Consider the following 22,126-nt stretch of genomic DNA (forward strand, 5'->3'; position numbering starts at 1 on the left):
GCCGCCCGTCCGTACGCATAAAAACGAGGGGTGATCGCCCAGTCGATGCTCGACCTCGTCGGCCAGACGCCGCTCGTGCGCCTCCGCGGCGCGTGGGGCGACGGCCTCGACGCCGAGCCGCGCGCCGCGGTCTGGGCGAAGATGGAGAACCTCAACCCGGGCGGCAGCGTGAAGGACCGCATCTGCCGCGCGATGATCGAGGACGCCGAGGCGCGCGGGCTCGTCTCGAAGCCGGGGCCGATCGTCGAGCCGACGAGCGGCAACACCGGCATCGGCCTCGCGCTCGTGTGCGCGGTGAAGGGGTACCGCTGCATCCTCACGATGCCCGAGAGCATGAGCCTCGAACGGCGGCAGCTGCTCGAGGCCTACGGCGCCGAGATCGTGCTGACGCCCGCCGAAGACCAGATGGAAGGCGCGATCGCGCGGGCGAAGGAGATCGTCGCAGAGACGCCGGGCGCGTTCATGCCCCAGCAGTTCGAGAGCGCCGCGAACCCGAGCGTGCACGCGCGGACGACCGCGTTCGAGATCCTCCAGGCGATGAGCGGCCTCACGATCGACGCGTTCGTCGCCGGCGTCGGCACCGGCGGCACCGTCTCCGGCGTCGGCCCCGAGCTCACGAAGTGCTTCCCGCAGGTGCGCGTCGTCGCGGTCGAGCCCGACGCGTGCGCGACGATCTCGCGCGGCGAGCGCGGCCCGACCAAGATCCAGGGCCTCGCGGCGGGCTTCGTCCCGCGCAACTACCACCCGAGCGCGGTGACCGAGGTGCGCACCGTGACCGACGAGGACGCGTGGCGGACGAAGACGCTGCTCGCGAGGAAAGAAGGCCTCCTCGTCGGCATCAGCGCCGGCGCCGCGGTCGCGGTCGCGATGCGCGTCGCGCGCGAGCTCGGCGACCCCGAGAAGAACGTCGTGACGATCCTCCCCGACACCGGCGAGCGCTACTTCAGCCTCGAGGAGTACTTCCCCGAATGAGCGGGAGGAGCCGCGTGCTCGTCGTCGGGATCGGAGGGCTCGGCTGCCCCGCCGCGATGGCGCTCGCGCGCGCCGGCGTGGGCACGCTCGGCATCGCGGACGACGACGCCGTCGACGTCACGAACCTCCATCGCCAGATCCTCTTTTCCGACGAAGACGTGGGAAAGTCCAAAGTCGATGTCGCCGCGGAGCGCCTCGGAGCCGACGGCGCGGACGTCGAGCGCCACGAGACGAGGCTCCTCCCGCACAACGCGGTCGAGCTCGTGCGCCGCTACGACCTCGTCGTCGAGGGCAGCGACAACTTCGCGACGAAGTTCCTGACCGCGGACGCGTGCCGGATCGCGCGGCGGCCCGTCGTCCACGCCGCCGCGGTGCGCTGGCACGGCACCGCGCTCGCGGTCGGGGCCGAAGCGCGGCCTTGCTACCGCTGCCTCTTCGAGGACGTCCCGCTCGAGGACGCCCCGAACTGCGCCGAGGCCGGCGTCATCGGCCCCGTCGTCGGCGTCGTCGCGGCGGCGCAGGCCGACCTGGCGCTCCGCCTCCTCGCGGGGGAAGACGCCGGCGGCGAGCTCTTCACGTTCGACGGGAAATCCCTCGCCCACCGGCGCCGCCGCATCGGCCGCCGCCCCGACTGTCCGCTCTGCGGCGACGCCGAGCGCATCACCGACATCCAACCGACGCGCTACGTCGAAGGAGTGAACGCATGCCTACCATCGTGAGGATCCCCGCCGCCCTGAGGACGTTGACCGGCGGCGCCGACGAAGTGAGCGCCGACGGCGCGACCGTCGGCGACGTCATCGCCGACCTCGACAAGAAGCACCCCGGCTTCAAGGACCGCCTCCTCGACGACAAGGGCGTCCGCCGCTTCATCAACATCTACGTCGGCGAGGAGGACGTGCGCTTCAGCGGCGGCCTCGCGACCGAGCTCAAGGCCGGCGACCAGATCAGCATCATCCCTGCGATCGCGGGGGGCTGAGCCGCGTGACGCACGCAGGTCGCTACGGCCGGCAGGTCCGGCTCGCCGACGTCGGCGCGGCGGGCCAGGCGCGCATCGAGGCCACGCGGACGGGCCTCGCGACGCACGGCTTCGCGCGCGCGATCGAGGAGCGCTACCTCCGCGCGGCGGGCGCGCAGGTCGAAGACGCGCCCGCCGCGGCCGCGATCCCGGACCTCGGCCTCCGCCACGACGCCGCGCGCGACGTCGCGGCCGGCGCCTACGCCGCGCTCCTCGTCCTCCGCCGCGCCGTTCGGGACGAAGGATGAGCGGCTGGCTTCGCACGCGCCGGATGGAGTCCGTCACCGAGGCGGTCGGCGACACGCCGCTCCTCCGCCTCCGCGTCGTGACGAAGAACGCGCCGGACGTGCCGGTCTACGCGAAGCTCGAGTTCGAAAACCCGGGCGGCAGCGTGAAGGACCGCGCCGCGCTGCGGATGATCCAGGACGCGCTCGCGGACGGGCGCCTCACGAAGGGCAAGACCCTCATCGACTCCACGAGCGGCAACACCGGCGTCGCGTATTCGCTCTTCGGCGCCGCGCTCGGCATTCCGGTAAAACTGGTGATGCCGTCGAACGTATCGAAAGCGCGTAAAGACATCGCGCGCGCGTTCGGCACCGAGATCATCTACTCGGACCCGCTCGAGGGCTCCGACGGCGCGATCGTCCTCGCGAAGAAGATCGTCGACGAAGACCCGGAGAAGTGGTTTTACCCCGACCAGTACGCGAACCCGGGGAACCCGCTCGCGCACTACCACGGCACCGGCGCCGAGATCTTGCGCGACGTCGGCGACAGCATCACCCACTTCGTCGCCGGCCTCGGCACGAGCGGCACGATGATGGGGACCGCGCGGCGGCTCAAGGAGCACCATCGTCCCATCCGCTGCGTCGCGGTCGAGCCCGACTCGCCGCTCCACGGGCTCGAGGGCCTGAAGCACATGGCGTCGAGCCTCGTCCCCGCCATCTACGACCGCGCCGTGCACGACGAGACGGTGCACGTGACGACCGAAGACGGCTGGGACATGGCCGACGCCCTCGCGCGCGAAGAGGGCCTCCACGTCGGGCACTCCGCCGGCGCGAACGTATTCTGCGCGGTGAAGATCGCGGAGCGGCTGCAGCAGGAAGGCCAGCCCGGCTGCGTCGTCGTCATCGTGCCCGATCGCGGCGACCGCTATTTCTCGCCGCTCCGGTGGGAGAAGAAGTACGTCTGGTGACTCGATGAAGAACCCTTGGATCCAGGGCAACCTCCGCATCGCGCAGGCCGTCATCGACAAGGTCGACGAGGAGGCGCGCGCGGCCTACGCCCGCGACGAAGAGAGCTGCGGCCTCCTGCTCGGACCGGAGGACGACCCGCTCGGCGTCGACGAGGTCGTCCCGCTCGAGAACCGCGCGAACAAGCTCCACGCGCTCGATCCCGAGACCTACCCGCGCACCGGGCGCATGTACTTCGACGTCGATCCGCTCAAGTTCGAGCGCGCCGTCCGCGCCGGAGCGACGAACGGGAGGCCGGTGAAGGTCCTCTATCACTCGCACCTCGACGTCGGCGCGTACTTCTCGGACACCGACGCCGCGGCCGCGACGATGGGCGGCGAAGCGCCGGCCTACGACCTCGCGTACCTCGTCACGTCGGTCCGCGCGGGGGCGGTCGACGATCGCAAGCTCTTCATCTGGGATCCGGCCGCGAAGCGGTTCGTCGAAACGAACCTGACGATCGCGTAGTGCTACGTTCTTGCGGCATGCGTCGCGCCCTTGCCCTCGCGCTCGCGCTCGCCTTGCCGCGGGCGGCCGCCGCCGCCGATCCGATCGAGCACGCCGGCGCGCGGACCGTCGCCGCGCGCGTCGAGAGCGAGTGGAAGAGCGCGGGCGCGCGCGTGACCTCGCTGCCGTCGCGCTTCATCTTCGACGAGGAGACCGTCGTCATCCCGATCCCCGCCGCCGAAGGCGCCTCCGAGTGCACGGAGATCGCCGTCGTCGGCGCGCGAGGCCTGAGCTTCCGCGCGCGCCTCTCCGACGCGCCGGTCGATCCGCTCCTGCCGCCCGAGCCGAACGCGCGCGCCGCGAGCGCGGCGGGCATGCTCGCGCTACGGCGCTGCGATCCCGACCGCCCCGCCGTGCGCCACGTCGTCGTCACGGCCGAGGCGGGGCGCGGGAGCCTCGAGGTCGTCGTCGGCCGCGGAGGCAGGCCGCTCCCGGCCCTCGCGACGCTCCTCCCCGAGCGCGCGGGCGGCGCGGTGCCGGCGCCGCCGGAGGCGGGGGCGCTCCCGGCGCTGGGCGATCCCGCGGTGCGGGCGGACGCGGCCGAGGTCCGCGCCCGGCGCGACGGCGCGACGAGCGGCGCGCGCGCGAAGGTCCGCGCCGGCGACGAGGGGACCGGCGAGTCCGACCTCGAGCTCGAGGCGGGGTGCCATCGCATCGAGGTGTTCGGGAAGGAGCTCGGGCGCGAGCGCCCCGGCCGTCGCTTCCGCCTCGACGTCGACGCCGAGCTCCGCGACTCCGAGCGCGTCCTCGCGCGCGACCGCACCGAGGCCCCCGACGCGCGTCTCGAGACGTGCGTGGGCAGCAAGACGACGGTGACGCTCGTGTTCGTCGGCTCGCCGCCCCACGCCGAGGTCCTCGTCAACCGCGCGACGTGGCCGCTCCCCGAGAAGCTGCCCTCGCTCTGGGGCGCAGCGACCCGGAGCAAGATGGCGCGCGCGATGTTCCTCCGCCACGTCGCGACGCCGCCCGACGCTCCCGTGTTCATGACGCAGGGCTCGACCGGGTCGACGCCGATCCCGCTCGCGGTCGAGACGGGCGGCTGTTACGTCGCCGTCGTCGGCGTCGCGCGCGGGCACGCGCGTCAGCTCCAGCTCCGCGCGATCGTGGGCGCGCGCGAGTCGACCGACGAGCGCGGCGCGACGGAGGAGGCGGCCCTCGGCGCGTTCTGCGTCCGCGCGAACGAATCGGCGCGGCTCGAGGTCCTCGCGCGCGGCACCGGCGTCGCGTGGGGCCTCGCCCTCTTCCGCGTACAGAGCGCGCAATGGGAGGCGGGCCGATGACGCGCGCGACGGACCGGGCTGGAGGCGCCGCGATGAAGCGCGCGACGGACCGGGCTGGAGGCGCCGCGATGAAGCGAGGCGGCCGATGAAGCGGGCGCTCGTGCTCCTCGTCCTCTCCGCGTGCGCGCGGCCGGTCGCGCGGCCGCCGGTCGAACCGTACCGCGAGCCGCCGCGCGTGGTCGCGGGGCCGCTCGAGGCGAGGCCGCTCCTCGGCGATCTCCCCGCCCGCGCGTCGCAGCTCGGCGCCGGCGCGCTCGCGATCGTCGCGTCATCGCCGATGGCGGAGGGCGAGCGCGTCGGCGCGTTCGTCGAGATCCCCAAGGACGCGTGCCTCCTCGCGTACGCGCGCTCGTCGGCCTCGCTCGAGGACATCGACCTCGCCGCCTTCGCGGAGGAGGGCAATCCGGTCGCGGTCGACGAAGGCCCGGACCCGAAGCCCACCGTGATGATCTGCCCGCCCCACCCCGACCGCGTGTACGTCGCGGCGCACGCGGCGGCGGGAGAGGGGCTCTGCGTGATCGCGGCCCAGCTCGTCCCGCGCGACAAGGCCGACGCCGTCGCGCGCGCCGCGAACGCCCACGGCGCGTCGCCCAAATCGCCCGAGACCTGGCCCGGCCTCGACGATCGCGTCCGCCAGCATCGCGCCGCGCTCGGCGGCACGTGGGAGGAGCTCCGCCGAGTCGCCGTCGCCGTCGACTCCCGCGCCGTGTCCACCGTCGGCTTCACGATCGAAGAGAACGGCTGCACCGACGCGCTCGTGGTGCCGGACGAGGACGTCGCCGTCGTCGACGTGGACGTCCTCGACGCCGACGGTCGCCTCGTCGCCCGCGCGAAGGAGACGCTCCCGATCCGCAGCGTGACGGTGTGCTCGCAGGCCCCCGTCGCGGGCTCGATGCAGGTGCGCCCGCACGTCGGGCGCGGCCTCGTCGCGGTCGTCGTCTCGAAGAGCAAGGGCGATCCGAAGGAGATGACCGCGCGCCCCGAGGTCGCGTGGGCGAGCGCCGGCCAGCCGCTCGACGCCGCGAAGACCGCGCGCGACAAGGCGCTCGTGAAGGCCGGCTACGGCGCGGCGACCTCGACGCAGAGCGGCCAGCTCCAGCTCGGGCGCCGCGCGACGCTGCCGATCGACCTCGATCCCAACGCCTGCACGCGCGTCGACGTCGTCGCGGGCGCCCCGCTCGCGCTCGTCGACGGCGCGATCTGGGACGGCGCCGGCAACCTGCTCGCGAGCGGCGACGGCGCCGACGGCGCGACCCTGTTCGCGTGCGGCAAGGGCAAGGCGCGGCTCGACCTCGGCACGCGCGGGCGGCCCGGCCCCTACGCCGTGATGCTGCGCCCCGAGCGCTGGAAGGACGCCGCCTTCGCCGCCCACCCCCTCGCGGCCTCCCGCATGCTCGGCCGCTTCGGCCCCGTGTTCGACGGCGCGCCCGGCCGCGTGCGCGCCGCCTCCCTCGACGCGGCGAAGCGTTACGTGCAGGATGCAAACATCCCGGCGGGCGCCTGCCTCCGCGTCGCGGCGGGCGTCGAGGGGGAGGGGACCGGCCTCGAGCTCCGCATCTTCGACGCGGGGAGCGGGGAGGAGCTCGATCGCGGGCACGGCCAGAACGCCGCGAGCGCGCGCGCCTGCGCGGGCGCCTCGGCGCTGGGGCTCCGCATCGAGGCGCGCGCGACGGCGGGGCGCCTCGACGCCGTCCTCGGCGAGCGCCTCGGCGCGCGTTGACCCATCGACCGCCTACTGCGGCAAGCAGTAGTGGACGATGACGCCGACCGCGTCGACGTGGCCGTCGCCGTCGCCGGTCGTCTTCAGGTTGACGCTGAACGAGGCCGAGTTGAGGTCGTCCGCGCTCCAGGTCGTGCCCCAGAGATCGGTCGCGCTGCCGTAGGTCGTCTTGATGTAGGGTCCGTCGTGCGGACCTTCCGGCCACGGGCCGTTGTTCTTCGCGGTGCCCTTCGAGAGCGTGACCGCGGAGTCGCTCGTCGGGCCGTCCGTCGTCCGGTGGATCTCGACGACCAGGCCCAGGATGCGCGCGTTCGCGGGGAGCCCGAAGCCGTAGACCCGGAGCGAGAGCGTGTTCGGGTTGTCCCCGTTCGTGTGGGCGCGCGTGTCGTCGTTCGGCGCGCGCGCGCCGTTGCGCTCGGACCAGCTCGGAGACCCGACCTCGTCGCTCGCGGTCTGGAGCGGGTAGCGGACCGGCGTCGCGGTCGGCGTGCAGACCGGCGCTTGCGTATCGGCTCCGGTGTCGGCCGGCCCCGTGTCCGCGCCGGTGTCGGCCACCACGTCCGCGACCGCGTCCGAGCCGCCGTCGTCGGGCGGCGGCGGAGGCGGCGGCTCCGTCGTCGTGGTCCCCGTCGCGGTCGTCGTCGGGACCGGCGCGGGCGCGTCGCTGCCCGCCTCGGTGAACGGGTCCTCCGCGAGATCGCCGACACCGGTCAGCGCGTTGCACGCCGCGAACGTCGTCGTGAGCGCGGCCAACTGCGCCGCACGCCGTAGCATCAGCGCCGCCCGAGGGAGCGGGCGAGCGCGTCGTCGGCGCGACGCGCGTCGATGTCGCCGACGCACACGGTGGCGCCCGTCCGCGGGACGAAGGCGAGGCGGACGCGACCGCGCGCGCCGGGGAGGACGGAGCCGAGCACGAAGTCGAGACCGACGCCGACCGCGACGACGGCGAGGCCGACGAGGAGGAGCGACGGTGAGGCCGCGCGCACGCCGTCGACGAACGTGCGCACGCCGATCCAGCTGCCGATCGCGAGCGCGAGGAGGCCGGCGTAGAACGCGGCGCGCGGGAAGCGGACCTCGCGCACGACGCGCACGAGGCCGGAGCGGAGGATGACGTGCTCGCGCTCGCGGAGCACGCGGCCGAGCATCTCGATGCGCGTCTTCACGCGCACGCCGGACTCGGAGAGCGAGATCTCCGTCGGCCGCCGATACGCGAGGGCGAAGCGCGCGACCATCCTTGCAGTATACAGCGCGAAGAGGATCCCGGTGAACGCGAGCAAGGTCGTCGCCACCAGCCCGCGCGGTGCGGGCAACCACTCACCTTCGAGCCGGACCTCTTCCGGTGTCGCGTGATCTCCGGTCGCCAGCACCCGTAGCAGCACGGGATCTTTGAGGTCCTTCGCGAGCGACTCGCACAGCGCCTTGGCCTTCGCCGACCCCGACGCCGCGAGCGCGGCCGCGCCGACGACGGCCTCGCCGCGTCCGATCGCGCCCGGGCGACCGGCGTCGATCCGGCGGACGCGGTCCGCGATCGCGACCCAGAGGTCGGCCGCCTCGTCGCCGAGGGCGCGGTCGAGCAACGGCGTCGCGTCGAACGTGCTGTGCGTCGCGAGCCAGAGGATGTCGCCGGCGAGGCGGTCCTCGTCGGCCGCCTCCTTTCGCGGCGACTCCGCGACCGCGTGCGCCCAGAGCGCGCAGGCGAGCGCGCGCTCGGCCTCGCCTTCGCCGCCGGTGCCGAGCACGTCGAGCGCGTTGCCGAAGCGCGTGTCCGCGTCCTCGCGCGTGAGCTTCATCTCGCCGGCGGAGGCGGACACCTTGGAGGTGAAGACCCAGTCGCTCGCGCGCGCGCGCGCCGCGTCGCCGACGATCCTGGTCGTGAGCGCGACGAGGTCCGCGAGCCGCGCCGATCGCGCGACGAGCTCGTACGCTGCGAGCGGGCGCGTGTCCTCAGGCGGCTTCGCCGGGACCGCCGGCGTCGACGCGGGCGGCTGCGACGTGACCTTCGCGACCGCGGCTTCGAGGTGCGGGCTGCTCTTCGGGAGCCCGGCCGCGACGTCGCGCGCCGACTCGCGCACGACGGGATCGGCGGCGTGGGCGGCGGCTTCCTTCTCCGCCGCGGCGAGCTCGGCCTCGGCCTTCACCTTGAGCTCGTCGAGCGAGGGCGCGCTCTCGGCCGCCTTCCGCTGCGCCTCGAAGAACGGCTCCGACGGCGGGCCGACCGGGAGGTGCTTCACGGACGCGGGCTTGGAAGGGGCCGCGACGGGCAGCTCCTTCTCCGACGTTTTCTCAGCGGTCTTCTCGGGGTCTGCCATCCTGCCGCGCCCCCATTCGTCTACCTGAACGACTCGCCTGAGACCACTATTCTTGTGCACGGGCCTTGCTGCGAAAGGCCGCATGAACAAGAGCCCCGAGAGCCAGCCGACGCCGGAGCGCCAGCCCGGCCGTGACTTCACCGATCCGCGCCGTCCGCTCGGACAAGGCGTGATCGAGCGCGCCGACCCGTTCGGCGGCGACATGACCGAGGGCGTGTACGGTCGAGCCAACGTCTCGGCCGACATCGGCCACGGCGTGGCCGAACGCGCCAAGGCTGTGTCGGTCTTGCGCAAGGCCGAGGAGCTGATGGCGAGCGGCAACCCCGACGGCGGCACCGAGGACGGCCGCCGCCGCGCGATCGAGCTCGCCTGCGGCCGCTGCGGCGTCGATGTCGACGAGTACGACCGCATCGTCGCGCGCGACGAGGAGCTCATGGCGCTCCAGACGAACGTGATGGAAGCGGCGCGCACGCACCGCGTCCATTTCTGAGCTCAGGGTTCGATCGCGAACACGTTGCCTTCGACGGAGCGGGTCTCGGCCGAGCTCTTGCGCCACCACGCGAGCATGAGGTCGTCGCCCGCGAAGCGCGGGAAGGCGATCCAGCGCGTGTCGGGCTTCTTGATCGAGTACAGCTCCCACGTGCGGCTCGCGGCGTCGCCGCGGCCGACCGCTCGGCGCGCGCCGAGCGACGTCGAGTCGGCGTAGAGGATCGTGATCGTGTCGCCCTGCGCGCGCACCTGCGAGTCCGCGCCGATGACGTGACGCCCGTCGCCGAACGCCTGGCCGTCGACCGAGCTCCCGTCGTCGACGATCTCGGGGCGCCCCGGCTTGCCGCCGACGACCTCGAAGTAGCGGAGCGTCTGGCTCGTCGCGTCGACGTAGCTGACGCTCCACTTGCCGCCGTCGTCGATCGCGAGCGAGGCCGACGCCCCCGCGTTGCCGGTGTCGATCTGGGTCTTGTCCGCGCGCGAGCCCGTCTCGCCGTCGAGGATGACGCGATCCCACGGCACCGCGCCGCGATCGATGAGCGCGACGAGGTTGCCGTGGTGGCCGTCGTAGGCGACGAGCCCGAGCCCGAACGGTCCGGCCGCGAGGCTGATCCCGGCGCCGATGCCCTTCGGGTACGCCTCGACCTCGGAGGCCTTGCCGAGGCACACCGGCGTCACGTCCTCGACGCAGGCCTCGCCGTCCTCGCAGCGATCGCAGCCGTTCGACACCGGGAGGCACGTGCCCGTCGACTTGATGCACACGCTGCCGCTCCCGCAGGTCGACGGCCCGCACGGCCCGTCCTCGTCGACCGCGATGTCCTCGAACGTGAAGTCGACGCGCTCGCGCGGCGTGCTCGTCTTCGATCGCGCGAGGACGACCTTCGATCGCGTGTTGCCGCCGACACCTTCCTCCGTCCGCATGAAGGCGATGACCGGCTTGTCCTGGTCGATCACCATCTTCACGTAGCGCCCGACGTCGGCGCCCTTGTCCTCCGCGAGCACGAACGTCCTCCACGCGTTCTCTTCGAAGAGGGCGAGCTTCAGGCGATGGTTCGTGTCGTCGTAGTACGCGACGAGCGGCTGCCCCGCGGCGCCGATCTGGAGCGAGGCCCAGCGCCCGACGTTGTCGCCGGCCGCGGTCTCGCCGCCGCGCCACTCGCCGCGCCCGTAGGTCGCGCACGTCCCGTCGCTGCGGGCCGGCACGCCGTCGACGGTCTGCCACGCGACCGCCTTCGTGCCGGGGTCGTATTTCCCGACGACGAGATCGCCGAACGGCATCGCCTCGCCGTTCGTGATCGCGGAGTCGTTGTAGCCCGCCGCCCAGACCGCGCCGTCGTTCGCCTTCGCGACGGAGAGGAACGCGCCCGGCTGTCCGGTCGCGAGCCCGGTGAGGCACGCCTGGTTGCAATCGGAGCCGCACTGCGTCTTCGTCTCGGCGTCGCTCCCGCACCCCGCGACCGCGAGCGCGAGCGCGACGCGGCGGCGCCGGAGCGCGAGGGCGAGCGCGGCCGCGAGGAGGAGCACGCCGCCGGCGGACGCGGAGCCGCCGGACGAGGAGCACCCGCTCGCGGCGCGCGGCGCGGGGGCGGCGTCGCGCAGCGCCGCGACGTTGCCTTCCTCGTCCGCGACCTCGACCTCGATCGCGTCGCCGGCCGGAAGGCTCAGCGCGGCGAGCGGCTGCCACGCGCCGAACGCGCCGTCGCCGGTACGGACGCGGGCGCGGAGCGCGTCGTTCGTGCTGACGAGGTCCCACGCCTCGACGCGGCGCGCGCCGTCCTCGTGCGTCAGCTTCGCGATCGGGGCGAGCCCGTCGATCGTGAACGGGATCTCCGCGGGGGTGGGGTCCTCGCTCGCGACGTCGCCGACGATGCGCGACGTGACCCGAAGCACGTGGCGTCCTTGGAGGAGGAGCTGCTGCGTGCGGAGCACCGGGTTCGCCTCGCGCGACCACGGCGAGCGGGTGCCGTTGTCGATCCACCACGAGTACTCGATCGGCCGATCCGCGATCGACGACTCGAAGGCGAGGGCGAGGGCGGGGAGGTGGCTCCCGTCGAGGCCCTTCGGATCGACCTCCTTGCCGATGAGCTTCCCTCTCGTGTCGGGGACGAGCTTCGGCGCGGGCTTCGTGAAGGTCGCGAAGACGCCGACGAACTCGTCGCTGCCCTTCTGGAGCCGCGCGATCTTGTCGACCGCGAGGTCGAGCCCGAGGCTCGAGACCGCGCCCGACAGACTGATCGGCGCGAGCCCGGCGCCGACGAGCTGCTGCGAGAGCGATCCGACGATCGCGGACACCGACTCCGCCACCGTCGCCGGGTTGTCGAGGAGGAGCGTGTCGCCGTTCGTGACGACGCCGTTCGTGACGGTGACCTCGCCGATCGAGGGGACGATGCCGCCGCTCGCGGTCATGAGCGTCACCGGCACGGTGAGGTCCGCGGTGTACGTGAAGACGCGGGCGTAGCGATCGAAGCTCCAGACGTAGAAGTCGATCGCCAGGCTCGGGACGACCAGCGTGAGCAGCGGATCCGTCTTCGGATCGGTTCCGCCGCCGAGCTTCACGACCGGCGGCTTCTGCGGGCGCGTCGCGATCGCGGCGGCGGCGTCGGCCTGGTCGAAGGTGAGCGTCTTCATCGACGGGATCAGGATCGAGAGGATGCCGCTCTTCAGGAGATCGAACTGCTCGGTCGACACGCCGAGGCAGAGGAGGCCGGCGTTGTAGACGTTGGTGAACGCGTACTCGAGGAAGCGCCCGGAGAGCGCGACGCCGACGTGCGGGGTCCCGGCCGGCTCCGCAGCCGCGGGGGCGAGCTCGTCGGGGACGGGGATCCCGGTCGGCGGGAGGGCGAGCGCTTGCGGCACGCACTTCGAGAGCGGCTGCGGGAGGACGCCGCCGACCATGCCGAGCGTGATGCCGTTCGGCGTGCGCCCGGCCGCCTCGGGCAGGGAGGGGAGGGGCTTCATCGGCCCGAACGAGGCGACGCCGAAGTCGATGCCGCCCGCCGTCGTCGGCGACACGGAGGCGAGGAAGCCGCCGAGGTCGACGTGGGCGTCGGTCCCGAGCAGCGTCGGAACGCACTTGGTCTTGTCGGCGTCGTAGACGCAGTACTTGCTCTCGGCGTCGGGCGCGGAGTCGAGCGGGCACGCCGGCACGAGGGTGGGGTTCGGCGCGGTGCAGAGGTAGTCCTTGAGCGCGGTCTTGAGCTGCTCGTCGAGGCTGCCCTTGATCCGGTCGACGATGGCGCCCTTGAGGAACGCGGAGTTGAGGACCGAGTTGCAGAAGCTGGCGGGGAAGATGCCGCACGTCGCGCAGATCCGGACGTCGTCGCTCTTCAGCTCGCTGAGGTCGACGACGGCGCCGTCGACGTCGACCTTCGAGTAGCCCTGCCGCGGCGACACGGTCTCGGCCGCGATCGGGATCGTGATCGTGAGCGGCAGGTCCTTCGGCGTGACGTTGGGCTTCTCGGCGTCGCAGCTCGTGTTCGCGCCGTAGCCGATGTGCACCGTCCCGATCGACGGCGAGGTGATCGCGACCGGGATGTCGTCGAGCTTGAGCGGGAGCGTCGCCTTCACGCGGAGCGCGTTCGGGGTGACGGCGTCGATCTGGAACTTCGCCGCGCCGACGTTCGCCTGCGCGATGCAGCGGGGCGGCCTCGCGGTGGGATCGGGCCCGTCGGGGCAGGCGCGACCGGAGACCGTGCTGTCGAAGTCGAACGTCGGGACCGGGAAGTCGACGATGCCGCCCGGCGCCTCGAGCGCGGTCGACGCGATGCCGGCGAGGTTCTGCTCGACGAAGGCGAGCCCGGGCTTCGAGATGCGCACCGTCGCCGCGTTCTCGACCGACCGGTTCGCCGGGAACCCGCCCGGCAGCGGCGTCATCCCTCCGCAACCGGCGCCGCACCCGCTGCACCCCCCGCCGCTGCAAGAGGCGACGAGCAAGACGAAGAGCGCACCAAAGAGCGTGCGAAAGCGCGAAGCTGCCACCCTTTAGGGCTATCACAACCCGCCCGAAACGAAGCTAGCGCGCGTGGTAGCTTTCAGGGTCGATGCGCTGGGGCGTGCCGCCGGACGAGGCCAACGTGCAGGCGCTGACGCTCTTGCTCGAGTCGCACGACTCGCTCATCGTCTGCGAGGACGTCGAGGAGGACCGCCTCATCTCCGTGATCGACACCGCCGCGATGCGCCTCCGGCTCCCCGTCCTCGCGTGGCGCGCACACGTCGGCTTGACCCCGGCCGACAGCGATCGCCCCGCCGACAAGAGCGACGATCCCCTCGAGTGCCTCGCCCTCATCGAGCGCGCGAACCGGCCGTCGCTCTACCACCTGCGCGGGTTCGACGAGCCGCTCCGGGACGCGCGCGTCGTGTCGCGGCTCAAGGACGTCTGCCGGAAGCTTTTGCAGCACCACGGCGCCCTCATCGTGTCCGGCGCGAGCATCGAGCTCCCGCGCGATCTGGAGTCGTTCGCGACGCACCTCCGCCTCCCGCCGCCGAGCCTCACCGAGTATCGCCAGATCATCCACGGCGTCATCAACGAGCTCCGCATGCGGCGCGAGGTGCAGGTGGAGCTCGACGCCGACGACACGCGCGACCTCTACGAGCACCTCCGCGGCCTCTCCCTCGCCGACACGAGGCGCATCGTCGCGCGCGGGATCGTCCGCGACGGCAAGCTGAACGCCGACGACATCGAGGAGATCCGCCAGGCGAAGCGCGAGATCCTCGAGCGCACGGGCGTCCTCTCCTACGTCGCGTCGCCGACCGATCTCTCGCAGGTCGCCGGCCTCGCGACCTTCAAGGAGTGGATCCGGACGCGGTCGCGCGCCTTCCAGGAGCCCGACGCGGCCAAGGCGTTCGGCCTCACGCCCGCGCGCGGCGTCCTGCTCATCGGCGTGCAAGGCTGCGGCAAGAGCCTCGCCGCGAAGGCGGTCGCCGGCGAGTGGCGTCTCCCGATCGTCCGCCTCGACCCGGCGAACCTGTTCTCGAAGTACATCGGCGAGACGGAGAAGACGCTCCGGCGCACGCTCGCGACGATCGAGTCGATGGCGCCGCTCGTCGTCTGGATCGACGAGCTCGAGAAGGCGTTCGCGAGCTCGCGCGAGAACGACGGCGGCGTGTCGGCGCGGCTCATGGGCTCGCTCCTGGCCTGGCTCCAGGAGCACCGCGCGCGCGTCTTCGTCGTCGCGACGGCGAACGACGTCGCCGCGCTGCCGCCCGAGCTCCTCCGCAAGGGACGCTTCGACGAGCTGTTCTTCGTCGACCTCCCCGATCCTCACGCGCGCTCGGAGCTCTTTCGGATCCACCTCGCGTCGCGCGGGAGGATCGTCGACGAAGGGACGGTGCGCGAGGTCGTCCTCGCGACGGAGGGGTGGAGCGGCGCCGAGATCGAGCAGGCGGTCATCGCCGCGCTCCACGCCGCGTTCTCGGCGAACGTCGAGCTCGGCGCGGAGCACCTGCTCGCGGAGAGCCGCGCGACGACGCCGCTCTCGGTCACGATGGCCGAGCGCATCGGCGCGCTCCGCGCCTGGGCCGACGGGCGCGCCGTCCGCGCCGACGGCGGGTGAGGCTCAGCCGCCGGCCTTGATGCCGGCGCCCTTGCGCAGCTTCTTCACGAACGTCTTCGTCACCTGACCGTGACTCGCCTCGTGCTCGTAGATCTCGAGCACGAGCTTGGCCTTCGCGTCCGCGCTGAGCGCCGTCTTCTCGACCTCGTTCATCAAGAGGATGCCCATCGGCGTCGTCGGCTTCGTCTCCTTCACGACGACGCCCTGACGATTCGTCGGGACGCCGTGGTGCGAAGGCTTGGTCTTCGTCACGTCGTGGAACCCGGTGTCCACCCGGCGCTTCCCGTTCCCGTGACAGCTCGGGCACTTCGCGCGCTGCCCCCAAGCGTTGTCGATCGTCCCGTCCCCGCCGCACACACCGCAGAGCTCGATCTCTTGGGGCTTGTTCATGGCTACACCTTTACGCTCGCGCGGCGCCCGCGACCAGCGACCGCTTACCGGAGGCGCTTCTCGATCGCGAAGCCGATGTTGACGGCGCTCTTCATGCCCTCCTGGATCGGACCCGGCGGCACGGCGTCGATCGCGGCGGCGAGCGCCTCGCGCGGGTGCCCGGTGACGAGCGCCTTCACCGCCTTGATCCCGGAGACGATCTGCTTGCCGAAGGGGAGCGCCGACAAGATCGACTCGGCCTTCTCCAGACCGAGCGACTTGGCGCGCTCGATGAGGCGCTCCTTGACGTTCTTCGCCAGCGCCTCGAGCTCCGCCATCCGCGCGCGCTTCTGGGTTTGATCGACGATCGTGTACAGCGACGCCTCTCCTTCGGCCTTCTCGATCTCCCCGAGCGTGCGGACGAGCTCTCCCTGGTAGTGGCGCTCGTACTCCGCGTCGCCGTGCGCCGCGCGCATCGTCGCTTCGAGGGAGGCGGCGATGTCGAGGCTCTGCTTGCTCAGCTGCCGCGCGAACTCGCGCGCGCTCTCGAGGCTCACCTTCGGCGCCTCGTTGATCTGCTTCTTGGAGGCCGCCGCCAGATCCATCACCGCCTTGGGATCGCCGCCGTGGACGACGCCTTCGAAGGACGCGAGCATCGCGGTGTGCGTCGCCATCTGGAGGCGCGCCTGATCGCGCAGCGACATCATCTGCGCCAGCTCGCCGACCAGCGCGTCCGACGCCTTGCTCTCCGTCTTGTGCTCGAACGCCACGATCATGGCGGCGTACTGCATCGCCGCGAGCTCGGTGCTCCAAGACACCCCCGTCGTGCCCTCCTGCTCCTTGAGCAGGTACGCCCCCAGCGCGTCGACGGTGGGCACCGCGACGCCGAGCTGCTTCTTGGCCTGCGCGTCGCGCGACAGAGCGACCATGCGGTCCATGTTCTCCTTCGAGGTCTGCTCGAAGAACTTGCCCATGCGCCGCTTGTTGGCCGGCACCGGCGTCGGCATCAGCTTGTGCTTGCGCAGGAAGGCGACGTGCTGATCGAACGGCGCCGCCTCGAGGTTGTTGAAGCCCTTGACGCCGAGGATCACGTCGTTCGACGTCATCGCTTGCTCGGCGTGCTTGCCGACGATCTCCGCCGATCGCTTGCGGTGATACTCGAGCTGCTCTTTGATCTTCTCGTCTTCGACCGGCGCGTTCTTGGCGATCGCGACGCGCGACTCGGCGGCCCATCGCTCCGTCTTTGCGCTGTCGGCGCCGACCCCACACCCGGACAACGACAACGACAGTCCCAGCACGAGCGCCTTGCGATGAGCGAAAGCGCGGTCTACCGCTACAGCCTGAACTTCCAGTCTCTTGCGCGCGAGCTGCGGTTCGTTCGCGAGATGGCTCAGGCTGCCGGACGCGAGTTGGACGCCATTCCGGACGGAGCAGATCCGGGACGACTTCTTGTCGAGTCGCTTCAAGCGCTGATGTTTCGCGCCCGCGCTCAGCTCGCTCAGAGTGAGACGGTCGACGAAAAGACGCTTGAGAGCTTGACCGTGAGCGCACGTAACCTCGCTCAAGCGATGAAGACGAACGTTGATACGGAGGCCCGCATCATCGACCGCGCGGCCAAACGCGCTGCGCGTGTCGCTGCGGAGGTTGCGCGAGAGCAGGGCATCAGCGAAACGACCATCGAGATGATCAAGGCGCAGATCCTCGGGCTCACTCCGGCGACTCTCCGCGCGCCGTGAACGGGGGGGCGTCAGGGCTTGCCGCTCGCGGCTCGGGAAGGCGGCGGCGTTCGCGCGCGTGAAGACGGCCGATCGCGTGGCGGCGAGGGGTCCCTCCGGTTCCCACCTTTGCGCAGCCCAACTGTACCGGCTGGCATAATTCCGGTTCCCACCTTTGCAGAGCGCGAACTATTGAAAACCATCGTCATGCCGCGACGTTAGACTGCAATGAGGCGCAGTTCCCACCCTCACCCCCTCGCCCAGCCTAATTTCGTGCACTTGCGGTCGGCTCGACCGCTTCTCCCACCGGATGCGGCCCGTCTAGTTCAGACGTGTTCGAGCGGCTTTTCCTCGCCGCTTCAAGGACTTGCGAAAGGTGGGAACCGCTTCTGCGCTATTTTTGAGGTGTTCCCCCGCGCCGGTTCCCACCTTTCGACCGCCGCAGTTCTTCGGAATTTCTCCGCTTTCCTTCGGCTGGCTTCGGTATTTGTCAGGCCCCGCGCCTACTGACAGGATCCGTGTACTTCGACACAGGTGCGCGGCGGCGAGATCCCGCACGTGGATGTAGTCGCGCAGGCACGTCCCGTCGGGGGTGTCCCAGTCCGAGCCGAAGATCGTCAGGTGCTTCCGCTCGCCGCGCGCGCGACATCGCCGAGCACGTGAGCCACGTCGGCCGCGAGGAGCGCGCGACCGTCGAGGCGGCGCGTGCCTAGGGAGCCGGGACGCGCTCCGGTGGAGCGCCTGCGCTCCCTCCTCGGCTTCCCGCCGCGGCCCGACGTGCCGGGCCCCCGCTCGATCGTCCTCTGCGCCGACGCGATGATCCGCCGGCCGCTCGAGTTCCTGACGGAGATCTCGAAGGAGCACGGCGACGTCGTCCGCTTCCCGCTCCTCCACAACGAGGTCTTCCTCTTCAACCACCCCGACGCGATCGAAGAGCTCGTCATCGCGCGCAAGGACCTCCTCGTCAAAGACTGGCTCACGCGCGAGCTCGGCGTCATCGTCGGCAAGGGCCTCCTCTTGAGCGAGGGCGCGCTCTGGAAGAGGCAGCGGCGCCTCGTGCAGCCCGGCTTCCACCGCGAGCGCATCGCCGCCTACGCCGACGTGATGGTCCGCTACGCCGAGCGCGCGACGGAGGGCTGGGAAGACGGGCAGACGCGCGACGTCCACGTCGACCTGATGCGCCTCACGCTCGACATCGTCGCGAAGACGCTCTTCGGGGTGGAGGTCGCCTCCGTCGCGCGTCGCGTCGAGCATTGCCTCGAGATCCTCGCCGCGCGCTTCTCCGGCGTCGGCGCGGTCATCCCGCTCGCCGTTCCGCTCCCGGGCAACCTCCGCACGAAGCGCGCGATCGCCGAGCTCGACGACATCGTCTACGGCATCATCCGCGAGCGCCGCGCGGGCGGCGACAGCGGCGACCTCATCTCGATGCTCATCGACGCGAGCGAGGGCGACGAGGGGGAGGGCGGCGTCATGGACGACCGCCAGCTCCGCGACGAGGCCATCACGCTCCTGCTCGCAGGTCATGAGACGACCGCGCTCGCGCTCGGCTACGCGCTCCACCTCCTCGGCCGCCACCCGCTCGCCCTCGCGAAGCTCCGCACCGAGATCGACAACGTCGTCGGCGATCGCGCGGCGACGGCGGCCGACGTGCCCGCCCTCGAGTACGCCGACGCCGCGGTGCGCGAGGCGATGCGCCTCTACCCGCCCGCGTGGGCGATCGGCCGCGAGGCGACCGAGCCGCTCACCGTCGCGGGCATCCCCGTCGAGAAGGGCGCGCAGCTCTGGGCGGCGCAGTGGGTCGTCCACCGCGATCCGCGCTGGTTCCCCGAACCCGAGCGCTTCGATCCCGATCGCTGGCTGACCGGCCCGCCGATCCCGAAGCACGCGTACTTTCCGTTCGGCGGCGGTCCGCGCGTCTGCATCGGCAACGCCTTCGCCACGATGGAGATGGTGCTCGTCCTCGTGACGATCGCGCGGCGGTTCGACCTCACGCCCGAGCGCGAGCCGAAGCTCGTCCCGTCCGTCACGCTCCGACCCCAGGGCGGCCTCCCGATGCTCGTCCGGCGTCGCCCGCCGCCCGCCTGAGCCGCGCATTGGGGGAGCTTTCGGAGTTATTGGCTTCTTTTGACGCATGGCCAAAACATTTCGAAGGTCGTGATACCCTGCGAAAAAGCCCATGGATCCGACGCTCAACCCCTTCGCGCCGGGCGCGGGCGCGCCGCCTCCGGAGCTCGCGGGGCGCGACGAGGTGCTGGCGAGCGCGTCGCTCGCGCTGCAGCGCGCGAAGGCCGGGCGCGCCGCGAAGAGCCTCATGCTCCTCGGCCTCCGCGGCGTCGGGAAGACCGTCCTCTTGAACCAGATCGCGGAGATCGCCGAAGCGGAGGCGCTCCACGCGCTCGTGCTCGAGTCGCCCGAGCACGAGCCGCTCGCGGATCTCCTCGTCCCGAAGCTGCGCGCGCTCCTCTTGAAGCTCAGCCGCGTCGAGAAGACCGCCCACCGCGCGCGCGCCGCCCTCGGCGTGCTCCGCGCCTTCGCCACCGCGTTCAAGGCGAAGATCGGCGACGTGGAGTTCACCGTCGCGCCCGCGGTCGGCGTCGCGGACACGGGATCGCTCGAGTACGACCTGCCCGATCTCTTCTTCGCCGTCGCCGAGACGATGCGCGAGGTCGACAGCGTGCTCGTCCTCTGCATCGACGAGGTGCAGTACCTCGGCAAGACGGATCTCTCCGCCCTCATCGTCGCGATCCACAAGCTCGCGCAGAAGAGCATGCCGTTCCTGTTCTTCGGCGCCGGGCTCCCGCAGGTCGCGACGCTCGCCGGCGAGGCCAAGTCGTACGCCGAGCGCCTCTTCGACTACCCGAAGATCGAGGCGCTCGATCCGGCGGGCGCGCGCGACGCGATCGTCAAGCCGCTCGAGCGCGAAGGCGTCGGCATCAGCGACCACGCCGTCCAGCGCATCGTCGAGGAGACCCACGCGTTCCCGTACTTCCTCCAGGAGTGGGGCTTTCACGTCTGGAACGAGACCGAGACTCCGCCGGTCAACGTCACGGACGTCCAGCGCGCGACGGTGCGCGCGCGCGCGGCGCTCGACGAGAGCTTCTTCCACGTGCGCTTCGCGCGGCTGACCGAGCGGGAGCGCGACTACGCGCGGGCCATGGCGTCGCTCGGCCCCGGCCCGCAGCGCTCCGGCGCGATCGCCGACGTCCTCGGCGTGCCGGTGACGAGCGCCGCGTCGCTCCGCAACGAGCTGATCAAGAAGGGCATGGTCTTCAGCCCGCAGCACGGCGAGACGCAGTTCACCGTCCCCATGTTCGACGACTTCCTCCGGCGAGCGATGCCCGAGTGGAAGCCGCCGAAGCCGGCGCGACCGCCGCTCACGCGGAAGCGCACGCCCAAAGGGCGCGCGTGAGGGAGGCGCGATCGATTGCCGCGTGTGCCTGTATGCAATGACGGTTCGGTGCTTGGCGGATAGTCTGAGCGCTCGTCCGCGCCCGCCGCGTTGCATCGATTCGGCGCCAGCGTCGTCTAGCTCGACAGCTTAGAGGGAGGAATCATGAAGCGAACCAACGTCGCGGTGCTGTGTCTTGTCCTTGGATCCCTCGGCGTCGTGGGCGCCGCCGACGCGCAGCCGCGTCCGGGCGCGCCCGAGCACCGCGCGCCGTCGACGTGGGGGACATCGAGCGGATCGTCCTCCAAGTCGACGCTGTCCTCGCAGGCGCGCACGCCGATCAACGACGCCACGAAGCGCGAGCTGACGCGTCGCCTGACGACCTCGTACGAGCACATGCCCGCCGACAAGAAGCAGGCGCTCGCGCGATCGACGTGGGGGCTCTACCAGGCGATCCGCGATCCGGGCCCGGTGCCCCACGTGACGCCAGGGCCCCCCGTCGACCCGCCGAAGCCGGCCGCGTGCACCGACTGCGGCACGCGGCAGGCGTACCCGGCCGATCCGTGCCAGGGACTTCGCGACGAGCTCAAGGAGATCATGCGCCAGCAGATCCTGAAGGGCGTCATCGTCAACCAGCTCCAGAGCGTCCTCCAGGCGCTCGCCGACATGGCCTTCTACGGCGGCGTGGCCGATCTCGTCGCGAACGTCGTCACCACGACGGCGGGGCTCGTCACGGCGGGCGCGGGCGGCGCGCTCGGCAAGGCCGCCGTGAACGTCCTGAAGGGCATCGCGATGGACCAGATCAAGTCCGCGATCACCGACGCGCTCGCGGGAGCGCTGCCGGCGCCGCTCGACAGCGCCGTCAGCGGCAACCTCACGGAGGCCGGCCTCAACGGGATCATCTCCGCGCTCACGTCCCAGATCTCGGCGCTCAACGCGCAGAAGGTCGCGAAGATCAACGCGCTCAACGCGTGCGCGGCCAGCTACTCGGCGAGCCTCAAGACGATCGACGCGAACAACGCCAAGGTCGTCGACTGCATGAGCAAGACGCCGAACTACTGCTTGTGAGGTAGTCGGCGCGGCCGCGCGATCGATCACCGGCGGTCCTTGAGGTGGAAGTCTTCGACCTCCTCGTCGATGGCGCCGGCCTCGCCCTCGAGGACGTGGACGGGGAAGCTCAATGTCGCGCGGCCGCCGGCCGGCGGCGGATCGAAGTAGACGCTCATGAGCGACTCGCTCACGCAGGTCTCGAACTCGGGATCGACGAGGTCGGACTTCGCGTGATCGATCTCGGCCTCGTTCACGACGCCGCCGATCTTCGCGTCGCCGAGGAGCTCGAACGCGACGACGGCGGTGCCGTGGGCGTCCGGCTTCCGCGCCGCGAGCTGCTTCGCGCAGTCGCGCGCGAGGGGCACGAAGTCGTCCCGGATCGCCTGGGAGATGAAGCGGCCGTACTCCTCGATGTCGTTCGTCTCGCGGTGGCCGCGCTCGGCCGCGGTCTCCGGCGCGCTGGCGGCCGGTGCGCTCGCGCTCGCCTTCGCGGCGGCCGCGCGCTCCGCCGAGGCCGCGAGGAGCCTCGCG

General features: G+C 71.7%; 20 protein-coding genes. 14 read left to right on the forward strand and 6 right to left on the reverse strand.

Annotated elements, in window-relative coordinates:
• The first annotated feature begins 45 nt into the window (after positions 1–45).
• From cysK to KF837_23185, 8 genes are all read left to right on the forward strand, one after another.
• Positions 46–972, forward strand: a complete 927-nt coding sequence (cysK, locus tag KF837_23150; protein ID MBX3230238.1) for a cysteine synthase A — start codon at positions 46–48, stop codon at positions 970–972.
• Positions 969–1,691 carry a HesA/MoeB/ThiF family protein gene (locus KF837_23155; GenBank protein MBX3230239.1) on the forward strand — a complete coding sequence of 241 codons (723 nt, stop codon included), beginning with the start codon at positions 969–971 and terminating at the stop codon, positions 1,689–1,691. Before cysK ends, KF837_23155 begins: the two co-directional genes overlap by 4 nt.
• Positions 1,676–1,948, forward strand: a complete 273-nt coding sequence (locus KF837_23160) for a MoaD/ThiS family protein (GenBank protein MBX3230240.1) — start codon at positions 1,676–1,678, stop codon at positions 1,946–1,948. The genes KF837_23155 and KF837_23160 overlap by 16 nt, the downstream gene beginning before the upstream one ends.
• A 5-nt stretch (positions 1,949–1,953) precedes the next feature.
• Complete coding sequence (locus tag KF837_23165; protein MBX3230241.1) at positions 1,954–2,235, forward strand: hypothetical protein; 282 nt, start codon at positions 1,954–1,956, stop codon at positions 2,233–2,235.
• A complete protein-coding gene (locus KF837_23170; GenBank protein MBX3230242.1) occupies positions 2,232–3,179 on the forward strand; it encodes a cysteine synthase family protein in 948 nt (315 codons plus the stop codon). The genes KF837_23165 and KF837_23170 overlap by 4 nt, the downstream gene beginning before the upstream one ends.
• Positions 3,180–3,183: 4 nt before the next feature.
• On the forward strand, positions 3,184–3,684 hold the full coding sequence (locus KF837_23175) for a Mov34/MPN/PAD-1 family protein (GenBank protein MBX3230243.1): 501 nt from the start codon (positions 3,184–3,186) through the stop codon (positions 3,682–3,684).
• Between the two features lie 17 nt (positions 3,685–3,701).
• Positions 3,702–5,003: a hypothetical protein gene (locus KF837_23180; protein MBX3230244.1), complete on the forward strand. Its 1,302-nt coding sequence runs from the start codon at positions 3,702–3,704 to the stop codon at positions 5,001–5,003.
• Positions 5,004–5,088: 85 nt separating this feature from the next.
• Positions 5,089–6,723 (forward strand): hypothetical protein, encoded by a 1,635-nt coding sequence (locus tag KF837_23185; protein ID MBX3230245.1) that lies wholly within the window; start codon positions 5,089–5,091, stop codon positions 6,721–6,723.
• A gap of 12 nt (positions 6,724–6,735) precedes the next feature.
• On the opposite strand, the gene KF837_23190 is transcribed toward KF837_23185, so the two are convergent.
• Positions 6,736–7,497, reverse strand: coding sequence for a hypothetical protein (locus KF837_23190; GenBank protein MBX3230246.1), 762 nt, complete (start codon positions 7,495–7,497; stop codon positions 6,736–6,738).
• A complete protein-coding gene (locus KF837_23195; protein ID MBX3230247.1) occupies positions 7,497–8,954 on the reverse strand; it encodes a hypothetical protein in 1,458 nt (485 codons plus the stop codon). Before KF837_23195 ends, KF837_23190 begins: the two co-directional genes overlap by 1 nt.
• A gap of 160 nt (positions 8,955–9,114) precedes the next feature.
• Here KF837_23195 and KF837_23200 point away from each other — a divergent pair, with 160 nt between their 5' ends.
• Positions 9,115–9,522, forward strand: a complete 408-nt coding sequence (locus KF837_23200) for a hypothetical protein (GenBank protein MBX3230248.1) — start codon at positions 9,115–9,117, stop codon at positions 9,520–9,522.
• Positions 9,523–9,524: 2 nt separating this feature from the next.
• Here KF837_23200 and KF837_23205 read toward each other — a convergent pair whose 3' ends face one another.
• Complete coding sequence (locus KF837_23205) at positions 9,525–13,394, reverse strand: hypothetical protein (protein MBX3230249.1); 3,870 nt, start codon at positions 13,392–13,394, stop codon at positions 9,525–9,527.
• 167 nt (positions 13,395–13,561) lie between these two features.
• Here KF837_23205 and KF837_23210 point away from each other — a divergent pair, with 167 nt between their 5' ends.
• Complete coding sequence (locus KF837_23210; GenBank protein ID MBX3230250.1) at positions 13,562–15,073, forward strand: AAA family ATPase; 1,512 nt, start codon at positions 13,562–13,564, stop codon at positions 15,071–15,073.
• Between the two features lie 3 nt (positions 15,074–15,076).
• Here the strand turns inward: KF837_23210 and KF837_23215 are convergent, their stop codons facing one another.
• A complete protein-coding gene (locus KF837_23215) occupies positions 15,077–15,463 on the reverse strand; it encodes a molecular chaperone DnaJ (protein ID MBX3230251.1) in 387 nt (128 codons plus the stop codon).
• Between the two features lie 44 nt (positions 15,464–15,507).
• Positions 15,508–16,719 (reverse strand): hypothetical protein, encoded by a 1,212-nt coding sequence (locus tag KF837_23220; GenBank protein ID MBX3230252.1) that lies wholly within the window; start codon positions 16,717–16,719, stop codon positions 15,508–15,510.
• A gap of 33 nt (positions 16,720–16,752) precedes the next feature.
• Between KF837_23220 and KF837_23225 the strand changes: the two genes are divergently transcribed.
• The 4 genes from KF837_23225 (at position 16,753) to KF837_23240 (ending at position 21,613) form a co-directional block, all read left to right on the forward strand.
• Positions 16,753–17,178 carry a DUF3486 family protein gene (locus tag KF837_23225; protein MBX3230253.1) on the forward strand — a complete coding sequence of 142 codons (426 nt, stop codon included), beginning with the start codon at positions 16,753–16,755 and terminating at the stop codon, positions 17,176–17,178.
• A gap of 711 nt (positions 17,179–17,889) precedes the next feature.
• Positions 17,890–19,242 (forward strand): cytochrome P450, encoded by a 1,353-nt coding sequence (locus tag KF837_23230; GenBank protein MBX3230254.1) that lies wholly within the window; start codon positions 17,890–17,892, stop codon positions 19,240–19,242.
• 91 nt (positions 19,243–19,333) lie between these two features.
• Positions 19,334–20,566 carry an ATP-binding protein gene (locus KF837_23235; GenBank protein MBX3230255.1) on the forward strand — a complete coding sequence of 411 codons (1,233 nt, stop codon included), beginning with the start codon at positions 19,334–19,336 and terminating at the stop codon, positions 20,564–20,566.
• Positions 20,567–20,710: 144 nt separating this feature from the next.
• The gene (locus KF837_23240; GenBank protein ID MBX3230256.1) at positions 20,711–21,613 is read left to right on the forward strand and encodes a hypothetical protein; all 903 of its coding nucleotides are present in this window, start codon (positions 20,711–20,713) and stop codon (positions 21,611–21,613) included.
• Positions 21,614–21,639: 26 nt separating this feature from the next.
• On the opposite strand, the gene KF837_23245 is transcribed toward KF837_23240, so the two are convergent.
• Positions 21,640–22,126 (reverse strand): hypothetical protein (locus tag KF837_23245; GenBank protein ID MBX3230257.1); only part of this gene is annotated, 487 nt, incomplete at its 5' end.

It is taken from the genome of Labilithrix sp. (genome assembly GCA_019637155.1).
GTDB lineage: Bacteria > Myxococcota_A > Polyangia > Polyangiales > Polyangiaceae > Labilithrix.